The organism is Phyllobacterium sp. LjRoot231, from assembly GCF_964253365.1.
Taxonomy (GTDB): Bacteria; Pseudomonadota; Alphaproteobacteria; order Rhizobiales; family Rhizobiaceae; genus Phyllobacterium.
Window position 1 is genome coordinate 57,860 of sequence record NZ_CAXUQT020000004.1, and the last position, 15,583, is coordinate 73,442.

The 15,583-nt window shown below is 56.8% G+C and carries 16 protein-coding genes; 6 read left to right on the top strand and 10 right to left on the bottom strand.

Translation table 11 applies throughout. The features are described from left to right. Window positions 1-258: 258 nt before the first annotated feature. A complete protein-coding gene (locus tag ACSQ3H_RS28820; RefSeq protein ID WP_436120468.1) occupies window positions 259-1,218 on the bottom strand; it encodes a polysaccharide lyase in 960 nt (319 codons plus the stop codon). Further along, window positions 1,215-2,558, bottom strand: a complete 1,344-nt coding sequence (locus ACSQ3H_RS28825) for an adenylate/guanylate cyclase domain-containing protein (RefSeq protein WP_436120469.1) — start codon at window positions 2,556-2,558, stop codon at window positions 1,215-1,217. Before ACSQ3H_RS28825 ends, ACSQ3H_RS28820 begins: the two co-directional genes overlap by 4 nt. A gap of 443 nt (window positions 2,559-3,001) precedes the next feature. On the opposite strand from ACSQ3H_RS28825, the gene ACSQ3H_RS28830 reads away from it, so the two are divergent. Beyond that, the gene (locus ACSQ3H_RS28830) at window positions 3,002-4,339 is read left to right on the top strand and encodes a nucleotide sugar dehydrogenase (RefSeq protein WP_436120470.1); all 1,338 of its coding nucleotides are present in this window, start codon (window positions 3,002-3,004) and stop codon (window positions 4,337-4,339) included. 13 nt (window positions 4,340-4,352) lie between these two features. Here the strand turns inward: ACSQ3H_RS28830 and ACSQ3H_RS28835 are convergent, their stop codons facing one another. Further along, the gene (locus ACSQ3H_RS28835) at window positions 4,353-5,507 is read right to left on the bottom strand and encodes a DUF3095 domain-containing protein (protein ID WP_436120471.1); all 1,155 of its coding nucleotides are present in this window, start codon (window positions 5,505-5,507) and stop codon (window positions 4,353-4,355) included. 309 nt (window positions 5,508-5,816) lie between these two features. Between ACSQ3H_RS28835 and ACSQ3H_RS28840 the strand changes: the two genes are divergently transcribed. Continuing rightward, window positions 5,817-6,623: a LuxR C-terminal-related transcriptional regulator gene (locus ACSQ3H_RS28840; RefSeq protein ID WP_436120472.1), complete on the top strand. Its 807-nt coding sequence runs from the start codon at window positions 5,817-5,819 to the stop codon at window positions 6,621-6,623. A 3-nt stretch (window positions 6,624-6,626) separates the two neighbouring features. Here the strand turns inward: ACSQ3H_RS28840 and ACSQ3H_RS28845 are convergent, their stop codons facing one another. The 7 genes from ACSQ3H_RS28845 to motA are packed head-to-tail and all read right to left on the bottom strand — an operon-like array spanning window position 6,627 to window position 11,873. Then, a complete protein-coding gene (locus ACSQ3H_RS28845) occupies window positions 6,627-7,058 on the bottom strand; it encodes a hypothetical protein (protein WP_436120473.1) in 432 nt (143 codons plus the stop codon). 28 nt (window positions 7,059-7,086) lie between these two features. Further along, window positions 7,087-8,151: an EscU/YscU/HrcU family type III secretion system export apparatus switch protein gene (locus ACSQ3H_RS28850; protein ID WP_436120474.1), complete on the bottom strand. Its 1,065-nt coding sequence runs from the start codon at window positions 8,149-8,151 to the stop codon at window positions 7,087-7,089. Window positions 8,152-8,168: 17 nt separating this feature from the next. Continuing rightward, complete coding sequence (locus tag ACSQ3H_RS28855) at window positions 8,169-9,197, bottom strand: flagellar motor switch protein FliG (protein ID WP_436120475.1); 1,029 nt, start codon at window positions 9,195-9,197, stop codon at window positions 8,169-8,171. Between the two features lie 36 nt (window positions 9,198-9,233). Then, window positions 9,234-9,587, bottom strand: coding sequence for a flagellar motor switch protein FliN (fliN, locus tag ACSQ3H_RS28860; RefSeq protein ID WP_436120476.1), 354 nt, complete (start codon window positions 9,585-9,587; stop codon window positions 9,234-9,236). Window positions 9,588-9,605: 18 nt separating this feature from the next. After that, window positions 9,606-10,064 (bottom strand): BAB2_0123 family type IV secretion system effector, encoded by a 459-nt coding sequence (locus ACSQ3H_RS28865; protein ID WP_436120477.1) that lies wholly within the window; start codon window positions 10,062-10,064, stop codon window positions 9,606-9,608. Further along, complete coding sequence (locus ACSQ3H_RS28870) at window positions 10,045-10,983, bottom strand: FliM/FliN family flagellar motor switch protein (protein WP_436120478.1); 939 nt, start codon at window positions 10,981-10,983, stop codon at window positions 10,045-10,047. Before ACSQ3H_RS28870 ends, ACSQ3H_RS28865 begins: the two co-directional genes overlap by 20 nt. Before the next feature lie 8 nt (window positions 10,984-10,991). Next, window positions 10,992-11,873, bottom strand: a complete 882-nt coding sequence (gene motA, locus ACSQ3H_RS28875; protein ID WP_436120479.1) for a flagellar motor stator protein MotA — start codon at window positions 11,871-11,873, stop codon at window positions 10,992-10,994. 157 nt (window positions 11,874-12,030) lie between these two features. Here motA and ACSQ3H_RS28880 point away from each other — a divergent pair, with 157 nt between their 5' ends. The 4 genes from ACSQ3H_RS28880 to ACSQ3H_RS28895 are packed head-to-tail and all read left to right on the top strand — an operon-like array spanning window position 12,031 to window position 15,485. Beyond that, window positions 12,031-12,813 carry a DUF1217 domain-containing protein gene (locus ACSQ3H_RS28880; protein ID WP_436120480.1) on the top strand — a complete coding sequence of 261 codons (783 nt, stop codon included), beginning with the start codon at window positions 12,031-12,033 and terminating at the stop codon, window positions 12,811-12,813. After that, window positions 12,810-13,535 carry a flagellar basal-body rod protein FlgF gene (gene flgF, locus ACSQ3H_RS28885; protein ID WP_436120815.1) on the top strand — a complete coding sequence of 242 codons (726 nt, stop codon included), beginning with the start codon at window positions 12,810-12,812 and terminating at the stop codon, window positions 13,533-13,535. The genes ACSQ3H_RS28880 and flgF overlap by 4 nt, the downstream gene beginning before the upstream one ends. A gap of 13 nt (window positions 13,536-13,548) precedes the next feature. After that, window positions 13,549-14,925 (top strand): flagellar protein export ATPase FliI, encoded by a 1,377-nt coding sequence (fliI, locus tag ACSQ3H_RS28890; RefSeq protein ID WP_436120481.1) that lies wholly within the window; start codon window positions 13,549-13,551, stop codon window positions 14,923-14,925. Beyond that, the gene (locus ACSQ3H_RS28895) at window positions 14,922-15,485 is read left to right on the top strand and encodes a hypothetical protein (protein WP_436120482.1); all 564 of its coding nucleotides are present in this window, start codon (window positions 14,922-14,924) and stop codon (window positions 15,483-15,485) included. Before fliI ends, ACSQ3H_RS28895 begins: the two co-directional genes overlap by 4 nt. The last annotated feature ends 98 nt before the right edge of the window (window positions 15,486-15,583 follow it).

The window sequence follows — 15,583 nt, forward strand, 5'->3', positions numbered from 1 at the left end:
CGCACGGCCTTGGGGGAGTCTAGCTGGCTCTGCGTGCCGACAGCGCCGCACCTGCTTCAACAATAGTTTGCCGGGCGGCTGGCGAAATTACGCTAAAGGTTACTCGAATCCCCACTTTGGTGGTGAGTAAGAAGAATAATTCGCTATATCTGCGAAGGGCCGTGTGACTCTCCCGCCTGCGATCGGCGAGCGTTTTAGCTGATGCAGTCGTCCAATAAAAATAGAGGATGCTACCGAAGGCGCACCGAAAGCCGGCGATCAGAACGTAGGACACAGACCCGCGCCTAGTACGTCCTCGCAGCGCGGCGAACGGCGGAAATTATCATAATAGAGCGTCCACGCGGTCTTGTCGGCAGCTCTGTAGGGACCAAATTTGAAATACTGATTGGTACCCAGTCCCTTGTCACCATGACCGATATGGCCCTTAACTGTTACAATCCATTTCTTGTTAGCGAAAATCTCGACATGGCCGGTCCCGTCCGGGCCGGGCTTCGTATAAATGGCGAAATCGATCCAGCCGGAATCCGGCGAAGGCAGGCTGTTGCCATGATCGGTCACGGTAATCGCATCGGTGCAACTGTTGAACTGGCTGCCGTCCTGAGGTGTCCAGTTCTCGTCGGTTGCGACGAGCGCGCGCATCTGATTCGTGTCCGGCCTGAACCAAACCGGCGTTTGCTTGTCGCCGCATGCCTTCACGGTGCTTGATTCTTCCGATCCGGAAGGCGCCACATAATTGGTTTCGATGGTCGCGAACAGTTTGCCGTGGTTGAGACGCAACGCCAGGAATGGACTGAAATCACCGGCCGCATCAGGCCCTATCTCGCGCTTCCATTGCGCGATCAGGTAGCGATGGTCGCCTTTCGGGACAGGGTCGCCAAACTTGACGGCAAAACCATACCAAACACCCTCAGTATAGGGTACGCGACGGTCAGTTTTCTCCCAGATCTCGGCGCGTTCGCTACAGTTCTTTTTGATGTTCGGGCAAAATGGCTTGACGCTCAGCTTCAAGGCGCCAGTGCCAGACTGCTTGACCTCGGACTGGAATTCGAACGTCCCGGCGCGCTGTTCAAAATTCTTGCGGTAGTAAAGCCCGCCACTTGCCGCAAAATCCTTGCCGTCAAAACCATCGAAGAGCGTGTCACCCCCTGGCTCTGCTGCCGCACTGGATAGATTGAGAGTAGCGGCAAGAAGAGCCATGGCGACGATCTTTCCTGTCATTGCATGAATTTATCGATCATGGGACGCCGATCCTGGGCCTTCGTATCGCGATGTAACAGCATAACCTGTTCCGCATCTGACAGACCATCGTAGGTGACCTGATCATAGGCGTCGTCCAGCTGCGCTGTCTGTTCGGAAGATTTCGGCAGTAGAACTGTAACTTTCTGCCCGACTCCGCGCAATTTTTCCTCGCCCAATGTGACCCAGTCGCCACCACAATAGGTGGCAAATGCCTGACTGGCGATGACCTCGCGCGAATATTTCTTGGTTAGGCCCTGCAGGCGCTGCACTTCGTTCACGGCGGAGCCGAAAGCGGAGAAGGTCAGGCGGTCTTTAAGCCCGACATTGCCAAACATGACATTGCCGACATGCAGGCCGATACCATAGCGAACATCGCCAAGACCATCCTTGCACCGCTCCTTGTTGAGTTCAGCGACGCGTGCCTGCGCCTTGAATACCGCATTGAGAGCGGTCTGGCAGGCGATCTTCGACGGATCCTTATGACGTCCGCAGGGGTAGACCGCAAGAAAGCCATCGCCCATAAAGCTCAGGATTTCGCCGCCTCCCCGGTTGAACGGGGCCGCAATGGCATCGAAAAAATGATTAAGCGTATCTATATAGGCCTGCCGTCCTTCTTTTTCGGCTAGAACGGTCGACTCGCGCATATCGCCCATGACGAGAGCTGCACGGATTGTATCGCCATCGCCACGGCGGATCTGGCCATTCAAAACGCGCTTGCCGGCATTGCCGCCGAGATATGTGGTGAGCATATTGTCGGCGAGCTTGCCAAGAACCGCCATTTTTGCTGCTACTGCCAAATGGTTTTGCAACCGCAGGAGCGCGGCGATCATCGCGTCGCTAAACCCTTCCTTGCTGTCAGTTGACCAGGAACCCATCATGCCTTGCGTCGATTGACCGCCAAAGGGCTGCAAAAAGGCGAGATAGTCGGTGACACCTTCCTGTTTCAGCTCGTCGAGGACTGGAAATTCGAGTGGTCCATCGACATCGATGCGTCGGCGCAGATGCTCCAGATTGTTGCTGAGAAGATAGAAGTAGGGGCTCAACAGGAAGCGTTCGGGCTTTCCGGCGGGGTCGTGCCGGTAACCTTCGACGCTCATGCCACTCGCGCGTTTCCAGGTGAATCCCAACGCATCATAGAGCGGATGCAGCATGGAGAACGACAGGTTGACGCGGGCGATCGGCAGGCCCGCCGCTGCGATACGTTCGCAAAAGCCGCGTACAATGGTTTCCAGATTGTCGCCGGCAAGCGAAGTTTGTGTGAGCCAGTCAGCTACTTTATCGAGAAGTATGGTGGATACGTCAAATTGGGTCGTGCTCATCCGTCGTCCTTGCAAATGCGAGCCACGTCCACTTCCCGCACACAGTCGCTGCTCCTGAGGAAGCGCGATCAAATCGCGCACAAAATAGGCAGGAAACAGGAGGAAGATGAGCGAATCGGGCAATGGTGTCAACGTCGGCAACGGGCGTGCCTGCATCGTAATCTCACCGGTCCGGTATGGCTCAGGCGGGTAGTTCGGCGGGCGGTCCTCTATCGGTCATTGTCTCCGTTTGTCAGATGGGCATGTCACCGATTTGAAACAATAGGCGATTGTCAATTGATCGTGAGTGACCTGTCGATACTTCCATCCCGACAGGCGCCTGGCTTGTTTCTCAAAGAGAACTCCGAGGCGGCCCTTGACCGTTCGCTTGACAGCCAACTTCATAGCGGCCATCTAAAACCGACTTGATTGCCGGTGACGGCGCTTGCACAAAAGAGAACATCTTGGCCTCCTCCGCTTTTTCAGATCTTTCCGGCAAAATCGCAACACGACGGGCCCGCGCCGGTGTCATAGGACTTGGCTACGTCGGATTGCCGCTTGCGATCACGCTTGCGCGCAGCGGTTTTGCCGTAACTGGTTTCGATATCGATCCGGGCAAGATCGTCGCGCTCGATGCCGGTCGCTCCTATATCGAAGCGGTCACGGACGAAGCTCTCAAAAGCGAGGTAGTGGCGAAGAGGTTTCGCTCGACAAGCGACTTTTCCGGGCTCGCGAGGTGCGATGTTATCATCATTTGCGTCCCGACGCCGCTGACGAAACACCGCGATCCTGATCTTTCCTTTGTCGAGGCGACCTGCCGCTCGATCGCGGCTGCCTTGCGCCCCAGCCAGCTGATCGTGCTTGAGTCGACCACCTATCCCGGCACGACCGACGATGTAGTCAAGACGATCCTGGAAAAAACCGGCCTCAAGTCCGGCACAGATTTCTTTCTGGGCTTCTCGCCCGAACGCGAAGATCCTGGCAATCGCGATTTTCAGACTGCCACGATCCCGAAAATCGTTGCGGGCGACGGCGAGGAGGCACGCGAATTGATGCAGGCCTTTTACGGTGCGGCGGTAAAAACCGTGGTGCCGGTTTCGTCCAATGCGACGGCGGAAGCGGTGAAACTCACAGAGAATATTTTCCGCTCGGTGAATATCGCGCTCGTCAATGAACTCAAGACCGTCTACGCGGCGATGGGTATCGATATCTGGGAAGTGATCGAGGCGGCGAAGACCAAGCCTTTCGGCTATATGCCCTTCTATCCTGGGCCGGGACTCGGCGGCCACTGCATCCCCATCGATCCGTTCTATTTGACATGGAAATCGCGCGAATATGAATTGCCGACCCGATTTATCGAACTGGCCGGCGAGATCAATTCCGCTATGCCGCGCCATGTCGTCGGGAAGCTTGCCGAGGCGCTCGATATGGGTGCGGGCAAAGCGCTCAGCCGGTCTCGCGTTCTGGTCCTCGGGCTGGCTTACAAGAAGAACGTGCCGGATATCCGTGAAAGCCCGTCGCTACGGCTGATCGAAATCATCGAGGAACGTGGCGGAAAGGCCGATTATCATGACCCCTTCGTTGCCGAGATCCCAACAACGCGCGAATACATGGCGCTGAAGGGCCGCAAATCGATAGATTTAGATGAGGCTTCAATAAAATCTTACGATGCCATTCTGATCTCGACCGATCATGACGACGTCGACTACGCCGCTCTGGCGAAGTGGGCGCCGCTTATCGTCGATACGCGGAATATTTTTGCGAAACTTGGGCTAATGGCCGAGCATATTGTGAAGGCGTAGCTGGTTGACCGTCTTAAGACAGTTTCGCCTTCAGATTACTTGCGGCCATAGCATAGCCGCCCATTGCTCCATCGATGAAATGAATGTGGTCGTGGGCGCGGGGCGCCGGCACGAAACAGGTGATCAGCGCTGTGTCTTGCCGATGCAAGCCATATTGGACGATACCTGCTTTCGAAGCGTCTTCCAGCAACATTTCGATACGACTCAAACGCCCGGCATCTATGTCGATGGTCATCTTGAGGCCGTCGTCAAATTTGCGGAAATCGGAGTTTTGCGACAACTCGACTTTGTAGCGCTTCGGATCGAAGCCGCCCGCAGTGAGCCCGAGCCTGTCGAGTGCGAAAGTCAATGCAATCTGTCCGATAATTGCTAGTTTGCGGGAAAAGCGCTTGCCGATCGGGGCGGTGGCCCGTGCTTCCGCATCGACACCTTTGGTGGCCAAGCTGATCGGCGGCCCCTCCGCGGGAAGCGGGTGGGAGCCGCGGCTCTGCTCCGCCGCGACGGCAATGATGTCAGCAACAAGCATCTGGAATTGCGCGCTGGCACCTGACGTCCCCGGAACTGCGATGATCGACACGATCTCGCCGTTGCGCGCCTCAATCGGGTTCCAGCGGCAGGAAAGGCCGGTTAGGTCAGGCCGGGTACCGGAAGAAGCAGGTTCGACGGCGTACCGGCCCCCTTTCATCTGCGCTTCCGCCCAACTCGCGCCGCCTCCGGCAAACATGGCGTAGGAAACGTAGGGACTGACCTTGAAGCGGGCGACGCGCACGTCAAGGCCCTCGGCACGGATATCGTGCATCGGAACAAGCGCCGCACGCAGGCTCAGTTGCAGATCATCTGCAACCCAGGCTTGTACTGCTGCCAGAGCTTCGCGGACGAGCGGTGCGGCGGATGCCGGTAGTGCCACCAGCGCCCCATCGCCGCCGAAAACGAAGGGATAGTTCTTTTTGCCGAGCGCGTTAAGGAGGGCAGAGATGACGCTCACGCCGGCCATGTTTACGGCCTTGTAGCGGCCCGCCTCGATCGCCTTGGTCGAACCGACGATATCGGCTGTCGCCAATACCCAGTCATCCGGGAGCGGCTTGTAATTGTTCGTATCGGCGACCCCCTCGAATTGCGTGAAAACGGGAAGCGTATCGAAGAAATTATCGTTTGTTTCTGTTGCCATATACTGGCATTAGCACAAACCAAAGCGGCGGGCGACGGAGGATTGCATCACGCAGCGCGTGGCTTATGCAGATTAACCGTAGCGCGATATTGTAGCCTTATAAGCGTGAGAAAAATTCGGAATATTTCAACCAAGAATTGTGTCTGCATTGCAAAAATGTGATAAGGAAGGAATACAATTGTTCATCGGCTTGTGCGCCGAGTCAGGGTCGTGCAACCATATACACGTTAGTGATTCGTTGCCTTCCAAACAATCCGGATTTTTAAGTTTACTGACGATGATGCCGGCACATTATGCCTGCCAAGAGGAATGACCCAAGTCCCGATGCATTTTGATCTGGCCCATTTTCCGGACTTCGAAGAAGGCTTTTTGAGTGGTACCGTCAAGCACGATACCCTTGAAATGCTTGTTGAAATCAGGCGGCAACTGAGCTGCCGCTACATCACGCATGTGGGCCATACCGACCAGCCGGGGCCCTATCGCGGTCCTGCTCCTGATGTATCTGTACTGACCACCGTGCCGGTGAAATGGGTGCTGCGTTATGCAGCCAAGAACTACTTCTCGGTTGATCCGATCATGCAGGCTATAAGGCCATCTAGACACCAGGGAAATGCACCCGGTACCGTACGCAATCTCTCGGCGGAGGCGGGATTGTCGACCGAGGTCAAACAATTTCTGCGCGATTGCGAGTTGCGTGGTTTGGGCAATCTTTATCTGGCTGTCGAAGCTTCGAATGCGCATGGCTTTCGTGGAGTCACGCTGTTCACTTTCGACGTCGAACCGGCGGATGAAGTTGCATTCGTCGAGGGGATGCGAAAGAGATTGGGGACTGTGTCGACGCGCCTGCACAATGTGCTGCACGGCAATCGCAATCCGGGCCTTGCCGCAATCGTCGGCAAGCTTTTAACGAAGCGCGAGATCGACTGTTTGTATTGGGCCGCCAACGGCAAGACCGATGGCGAAATCGGCGAGATTCTCAACATCGCCCGATGGACCGTGGTGACCTATCTGCAGAACGCCAAGAACAAGCTTGGTTGCTCCAATCGCACATCGACGGTGGCGACGGCGCTGGCCCTGGGCGTCATCGAAATGCCAGCCATTGCCAGCAGGTTCTAGACGCTATTTGGGTGCAGTAAGTTGCGGTAGCCGAGCGTTGTCGAAGGCCGCTGTGAGCAGCGCCGTATTGTCAGCTGGGCTTTTGCCGGTCTCAGAAAAACGCACATGATGCAGATCGATCTCGGTCGTATCGGCCGAGAGGGTCAGCCTGAAATAGGCGTTCACGCCCATATTGCTGAATTCCAGATCGAGCATTACCTTTGGCGTTGAATTCCAATCGAGCGTGTACTCGCCGCCGAGGCCGAAGGTAAGCGTATCCGGATAAAAAGTCAGTTCCGTTGCAGAATTGACGATGTCGGCAATATTGCCGAAGAGTTCGCAACGAATGAAGGCTATATAGTCCGCTACATCCACAAGGCGAAGATCGTGTATGACCTCCGTCAGATGTGCGGAGATGATCTCGACGCGGGCAACTGAATATTGTGTTCTCTTCATATATATTGATCCGCTCAAATTTACGCGATTATTTACGGCGTCCATTAACAAATTGAATAAGCTCGGCCACGGCCTTGTAAAATTCCGGGGCTATCACGTGATTGACCTGAACTTGCTTATAAAGTGACCGTGCCAATTGGATATTCTCGAATATGGGTATGTCATGCGTCTCGGCGATCTCCCTGATCTTGAGAGCGATGATATCCTGCCCCTTGGCGACAACCACAGGCGCCCCATCCTGTGAAGGGTTGTAGCGGAGAGCAACCGAGAAGTGTGTCGGATTTGCGACGATCAGTGTGGCAGTCGGTACCGAAGCTATCATGCGCTGGCGTGCGCGGTCGCGGCCAAGTGAACGCAAGCGGGATTTGAGCAGTGGGTCGCCTTCTGCCTGCTTGTGTTCGTCCTTGACTTCCTGGCGCGTCATGCGGAGTTCGCTGCGCCAGTAAATCCGTGTCCAAGCAAGGTCAAATGCGGCAAGCACGGTGACGGCAATCGCCACGGAGGCGAGCAGGCGCACGATGTGCGTGCGGATAAGTTCGGGCAACTGGCTAGGCTCCGTGATGATCGCATCGACGAAGAAATGGCTGTCCTCGAAGAAGATCATAAAGACGATGATGCTCGCGGCTGCAAATTTGAATGTGGATTTGAGGAACTCGACGCGGCCTGCTGAACCGAAAAGACGCGACCAGCCCTTGACGATGGAGATGCGCGACGCTTCGGGCTGGATGCGGTCGAAGACGATGCGCGGAGCGTTTTGCAGGACAGATGCGAGGATACCGGCGCCAGGGACGATGACGAGGATCGGCAGCAAGGCCATGCCTATGGCTGCGCCGATGATGCCGAACAATTGCCGTGCATCGTCGGCGCTGTTGAGCCGCCAGTCATCCGACTTGTCGAGGAGTTCAGAAAGAAATGCGGCAAGCTTGGCTCCGCTGGGCACGACGACGAACACCATGATGATGAGAAAGGCGACAATCGAGGCGAGGATCGGTGCTTCCCGGGAGAAAGGGAGGTTGCCCTTTTCGACCGCATCACTGACTTTTTTCTCAGTGGCTTCCTCGGTTTTGCTTTCCTTGTCAGCCGTATCCGACATTTGCTAGCGAACCCGTCTCACGCTGCAGGCTCTTCCGCCTCAAGCTTCAGATCACCGCGGTCTGCGAGCACAATGGCCGTGCGGGCAATGGTGCGCCGCGCTTCCGTCACGGCATTGGCGTTGATATTGGTCTGGCTGGATAGCTCGGTTTCCACCATGCGCCGCCCGCGGGTGGACAGCGACTGCAGGATAAGTTCCTGCAACTGCGGTTCGCAGCCATGCAAAGCCGTCGTGACCACATCGGTCTGGATTTCATCGAAGAGAACAAGCCGGGCGCGCTGCGATATGCGCACGATATCCTCGAAGGTGAACAGCTTGGCCTTGATCTTGGCGAGATCATCGGCGCCGAGATCGGTGAGGCCGGCAAGCAATTCGTCGATCTCGGATTTTTCCAGCTGATTGATGATATTGGCGATCGTGCCGTGATGGCTCTTTTCGGAACTCGAATTGTCCTTGCCGGTGACTTCGCGCTGCAGGATGCCCTCCAGCATTGCCGAAACGGCTGGACCAACTTTACGAATGTGCAAAGTGCGCTGGATGATGGCGCTGCGCTGCGCTGCGTCAAAACGGATCAGGAGTTTCGCAGCAATATCGGAGGGCAGGCGGGAAATCACATAGGCGCTGACCTGTGGATGTTGTGCGGTCAGATAGGCATGAAGCACGTCGGATGGAATGCGTGGCAACTGGTCCCAAACCGACTCCTGCGTCAGTAATTCCGGACGGCGGTTCTCGATGACGGCGCTGGCCTCGTCGGCCGATAGTGTTTCGCGCAACAATCCCTCGAAGCGCATCCCAGCCTCGGACACCGGCGCCCCATCGGCGAAGGCGTTCTCGAACTGCTTGACCAGTTCTTCGAAATCGCCCGGCGTGATCGGTTCGAGTTTGCGTGCATGGCCTGCAAGCGAACGCAGATCATCGGCGGTGAAATGCTTGAGAAGGCGCGATGCGGATGGCCGCCCGATCGCCACGAGCAATGCCGCAACCTTTTCGGGACCCGACAGATCCATGATGGCACTTGCACTTTGGGGTGTTTCTTGATCGCTCATGCGGCCCGGCTTCTAGGAGTTGTATGGTGGATTGGATCAGATACCGCTGCCGATGACCTCGGTAAGGCTGACACCGAAGCGAGAGGAATCGTCTTCGAGAACGATTACTTCGCCGCGGGCGATAACCCTGCCATTGACGACGATATCGACCGGATCTCCAATCTGCTTGTCGAGCGTGACAACGGCGCCGCGGCCGAGCTTCATCAGATTGGCGACGGGCATGGATGTGCTGCCCAGCACTACCTGAACATCCACCGGAATGCCCATGATGAGATCGATGTTGGGCTTCGTGCCTGCCGATTTGCGGCCCGGCTGCGGATCGTCGCGCTTCAAATCTTCGATCGCTTCGTTGAGCTCGTCTTCGATTGAGTTCTTGTCGGATATGGCCATGATTTGGTAAGTCCAGAGTTAGAGGACGGCGCTTGCCACATCGGCTCTGCGGACGATGCGGTTAACGAATACGGGGAGGTTTTTTGCAGGAGCAACGGGTGCTGTCTCAGCAACAAACGCAGGCATCCCGGGAGCAACGGTTGATTGTTGGAATGGTGCCGGGATTACCCGGACGTTATCCTTGAGATCATTCTTTGCCCGCTCGACGAGGTCGATGGCGCGTGTGATTTCGGAACGCACGCGATCCGAATCTTTCAGTCTGGCCTCAAGCCGGACGCTCTCGTCGCGGCAGGTTTCCCGCTCCGCCTGCAGGATCGCCAGCGCCTGCTGCAGATTGGCGGCGGAACTGGCGACCTGATGCGCCATCACGCGGCTCATGGCTGTGAGGCGGTTGGCCTTGCGCAGCGCTGCAAAGAAGACGGCGAGCGACACCGCCGTCAGCGCGATCGAAAGAAGATTAACCAGCGGCAAGCTCATCGAGGAGATCCTCTTCTTCATTGATGGGATCGGTGATCCGTACGGTGAATGCACTGCCGGCCTTGCCGAGCCGGCACCGGTAGAGCGCCTGTTTGCCACTGCGCAAACGAACCTGGTCGATTGCATCCTTTGGCAGGTGCAACACCTGACCTGGCTGTAACAGAGTGATCTGTTCGAGCGTCATCGAGCCCTGCTGCAGATAGGCTTCGACGTCGATGCGGGCTCGGCTGACTTCGAGCCGCAGCTTCTTGGCCCAAGTCGGGTCGGAATGGTGTGCGGGCTGGCGGAGCAGGCGCGCTATGGCTTCCTGCATCGGCCTGAAGCTGGAGCGCGGCAGGAGGATCAGGATCTGACCGGATCGCCCGGCAGCTTTTAGCGCGATCGTGCAGCAGATCATGCGTGTTTCCGTGACTGTCCCCGGCGCGAGGTGCGTAGCCTCGACCAGGTCGCCGATCTGAAAAAGGGACTCACCGCCGCCCGAGAACATATGATCGAGCGAGGCGGTTACATCGGAAAAGATTTGCCGGGCAATACCAAGGTCGACAGAGGTCAGCGACCGCTTCGCGGCGCCGGTATCATGGCTGGCGCCCGAACCGAACAGCGCTTCGATACCGCAATCGACGAAGCTGCGATCCGCTGCGAGCATCAGACGTGATCCCCATTTGGCGACGGGGACCATACCGACGAGCCCGGACTGCAGAAGTGTCTCGCCGATCGCATCTTTTTCGAGTGATTCAATGCGCACGAATTCCGCCCCCACCGCGACATCCGTCTGGGCTGCAATTCTCGCGCCAAATGATGCCGCGAGATCACGGAAGACTGTTTCCAGTGATTTGAGATCATCAACCGACAAGCCAGCGGCGCGCAGGATGTTTTCTGCAAGCGCGTCCGGCCGTTTTTGTTCAGTTTCAACGTCCATGATCGTCCTTATGCCGCTTGCTGCAACGGAGCGGGAGCGGCTGGTGTCAGCGTTTCCTGCTCGACCACATCGATTGACGGACGGTCATAAGCGGAAATGGTCTTGCGGCCATATTCGAGCGCGATCTGGGGTAGTGCGCCATTCATATAGGCAAGCAATGTCTGCTTGACGATCATGTACAGGCGGTTCTGTTTTTCGCGGGTTGTCTTGATTTTGGTGGCGATGGGGCCGACGACGCCGTAGGAAAGGAAAATACCGGCGAAGGTTCCGACCAGCGCCGCGCCGATCAAATGGCCGAGCACCTCCGGCGATTCGTTTAGCGCGCCCATAGCCTTGATCACACCGAGGACTGCCGCGACGATGCCGAGGGCCGGAAGGCCTTCGGAGACGCTGACCATGGCGTTGTAGGGCTTGAGCTTGTCGCGGGCGATGGTGTGGATTTCCTCGTCCATCAGCGCCTCGATCTCGTGCGAGCGCGCGTTGCCAATGATGATGAGACGGCAATAGTCGCAGATGAAATGCGTCAAATCGTGGTTCTTGAGCACACTCGGGAACGTTTGGAAAATCGTTGATTCCGTTGGATTGTCGATGTGGACCTCGACCTCATTGCGCGATTTGGCGCGCAGCTCACGCATCAGGGCGTAGAGAACGCCGAGCACATCCAGATAGTCCCGCTGTTTGGGAATCTTGTTGGTAAAGGCTTCCATACAGGCGCGGCCAGTATCCTTAACTGCGGAAAACGGATTGGCCACCAGGAAGGTGCCGAGCGCAGAGCCGCCGATGATGACGAATTCCCATGGTTGCATGAGCACGGCGACATGGCCCCCCATCGCGATAAATCCGCCGAGAAGACATCCCATCGTCACGACGAGTCCAACAAGAATACCCAAGACACTCTCCTGCACGTTTATCACTAGAGGGCTAACAGCGTCGGCTTGCGTGAACCTTGCAGGAGATGGAGTTCGCACGTGGTGGTGATCAGCTCGACAGCTTCAGGCAAGCTTGATTTGACACATATGGGTCAAACGTTTTCGGGAAAGGCGCATCATGATCAATACGATGACGGGCTACCGGCTGATTGCCGCGGACTTGCCGCGCTCGCTTGCCCGGGTCTCCAAAGAGCCAATGGTCCAGCGGGATAGCGACTATTACCTGAAGAATATCGGTAATGTGAAATCGATCGACGAGTTCATGAAAGACACGAAGCTCTACAATTATGCGCTGAAGTCCTTCGGTCTTGACGATATGGCTTATGCCAAGGCTTTCATCCGCAAGGTTCTCACGGAAGGTGTCGAGGATCCGGAGAGCTTCGCCAACAAGCTTACGGATCAGCGTTACAAGGAACTTGCAACGGCCTTCAACTTCGCCAAGCTCGGCGACAAGACGACCGCCCAGCCTGAAGTTAAGCAGCCGATCGTCGACAAATATGTGCGCCAGACTCTCGAAGTCGAAACGGGGCAGCAGAATGAGGGCGTGCGGTTGGCGCTCTATTTCGCCCGTAAGGCGCCGACCATTACCAATGCTTTCGAGATACTTGGCGATAAGGCGCTTCTCCAGGTCTTCCAGGCGACCTTCAACATGCCGGCGCAGATGTCCAATCTCGACATCGACCGACAGGCCAAACTGGTCGAGGACAAACTTGATCTGAAGGATCTCAAGGACCCCGCCAAACTCAACAAGCTGCTGACGCGTTTCACTGCCATGTACGAGATGAACAATCCTTCGACAGCTGCGAGCGCACCATCCTTGCTGCTGGGAGGAACCTCCACCATCGGGATCTCGGCAAGCATTCTTGCGACTTTGCAATCGTTCAAGTTGGGTGGTCGCTGATGGAAAATTCGATCTATGTGGGGCTTTCCGCGCAAATATCGCTGGAGCGGCGTCTTGATGCGCTGGCTCACAATGTGGCGAATATGTCGACACCAGGCTTTCGCGCCACAGGCATGAAGTTCGAGGCTATGGTGTCGAAGGCCGCGGAAAACTCGAGTTTCGTTACGGCCGGCGAAAGCTACATCAAGACCGAAGCCGGTCTGATCACCCAGACGGGCAATCCCCTGGATGTGGCGGCGAAAGGCGACGTTTGGTTCTCCCTCCAATCACCGGCCGGTCAGGTCTATACGCGCGATGGTCGTATGCAGATGTCGACGACGGGCGAACTCCTCTCCGTGAAGGGCTATCCAATTCTCGACGCAGGCGGGCAGCCATTGACGATCGATCCAAATGGCGGACCGCCTGATATTTCGTCGGATGGAGCGGTCTATCAAAACGGCAAGCAACTGGGCACGATCGGCCTTTTTACCATCAGCCCGAACGCCAAGCTGACTTATTTCGACAATTCCGCCGTCATTCCGAGCGTGGCGGCTCAGCCTGCCATCGACAATCCCAACGCCGGCGTAATTCAAGGTTCGATCGAAGGCTCAAATGTAGACGCAATCAGCGAAATGACACGGCTGATGAGCGTATCACGCGCTTTCGAACGTGTTGATGCATTGCTTCGCGGCAGCGAAAACACCTTTTCCGAAGCCATAAAGACGCTCGGATCTAAGACGTGATCGCCGTTTGACCATGCAGTCGCTTGAAGCAGCCTTGCCGACGATACGCCAACGGACAGGCAGTCTTGATACGCTGGCAAAGATCGTATCGCAGATCGCCCTGGAGCGGAGCCCGGTTGCCGTCGGCGGCTATGTCAATGAAGTGTCGCGCTCCGCCATCGGGGTTCGTGGGATATCGGACAAGGTTCAACTCGGCGACATCGTGGCGATCCGCTCTGACAACCAGCTCCACCCGGCCGAAGTTGTCCGGCTCGAACAGACCAAGGTACTGATCAAACCGTTCGATGACCGCATCATGCCGTCGCTTGGAACAACGGTCTTCCCGGAAGGACCGTTACGCATCGCCCCTGCGCCCAACTGGAAGGGCAGGGTGATCAATGCGCTGGGATACCCACTCGACGATAAGGGCCCGTTATCGGCAGGAATCGATCCAAAGCCGGTCGATTGCCCGGCACCGTCCGCCATGAACCGTAGCCGGGTGGAAAAGGGATTGCGCACCGGCGTGAATGTCGTCGATGTGTTTGTGCCAATGTGCTTTGGCCAGCGCATGGGCGTCTTCGCTGGGTCTGGCGTTGGCAAATCCACGCTGCTCGCCATGATGACCAAAGCCACCGACTTCGATACTGTCGTACTTGCTCTGACCGGCGAGCGTGGGCGCGAAGTCCGCGACATGCTCGAAGACACGATGGCCGGGAAGCTCGAAAAGACCATCGCGGTCATCGCAACGGGCGACGAAAGCGCGATGATGCGCCGGCTTGCACCCAATACGGCAACGGCGATTGCAGAATATTTCCGTGATCGCGGCGAGAATGTCCTGCTGATTGTCGATTCCATCACACGATTTGCCCATGCAGCGCGCGAGATCGCCATTGCAGCGGGCGAACCGCCAGTGTCGCGGGGCTATCCGCCAAGCGTCTTCAGCCAGTTGCCGCGTCTACTTGAGCGGACCGGACCGGGTCTCGAAAGAGGTGGCACGATCACCGGCATCTACGCGGTTCTTGTCGATGGCGACGATCACAATGATCCAATCTCAGATGCCATTCGCGGCACGCTCGACGGCCATATCGTCCTCGATCGTGGCATCGCAGCGCAGGGACGTTTCCCTGCAGTTGACATTCTCGGGTCCATTTCTCGCCTTGCACAGCATAACTGGACCGCGGATCAGCTGAAACTGGTGACGAGCTTGCGCGGTCTGGTCGCGCGTTTCGAGGAAACCCGCGATCTGCGCATGATCGGGGCCTACCAAGCAGGAAGCGATCCCCTGATCGATCAGGCGGTCAATCTTGTCCCGCTCATCTATGACGCCATGCAACAGACACCGGCCTCGCCGCTCTCGCAGGATCCATATAATGATCTTGCGGCATCGTTGCGACCAAAGGAGCCATCATGACGAAACAACAGGCGGCGCCAAAAACGACCACGGCAGAACCCAGGGTCGTTCGCTCGCGCGACAAACGCTTTGACGGTTATCTGAAGAGTGCCGGGTTTGTGCTGGCCGTCGGCTGCTTCGTGCTGCCTTTCGTGATGTATTACGACATTCTCGATGCTCGACCGAAGCCCGTATCCTCGGGCAAAAAGGTCAACGATCCGCTCGACCGGACCAATCAGAAGGTCGTACGCGACACCCATGGCAGAAACGGAACTTCGCTTGGCAAACCAAGCGAGGAACTTGACCCCATGACAACGGCAACGACGGCGGAACTAACCGAGGACAGATTGGCGCGCATTGATGGGGCCAGCAAACAGCCGTTTCCCGGCAAACCGGTTTTTCTGGTGCGCGAGGTCGTCGGCGGACTGGTCATGATCGAAGACGATACCGGCTACTGGTTCGTCGAAAAAGGCGCAACCCTCCCGGATGGAAGCAAGCTCGTCGCTATCGAACGTGGTAACGGCGGCGACAGCTGGCAGATCAAGACATCCGACGGCGATGTGATCAACCGCACCAACTAGTGAACCTCATTCCGAACATAAGTTCCTAGCGGATCTGGCCGCAAGTCTCACGCAAGTTTGAAAGCATAGGTTAAGGCAAGATTAACCGGGTCAGACGT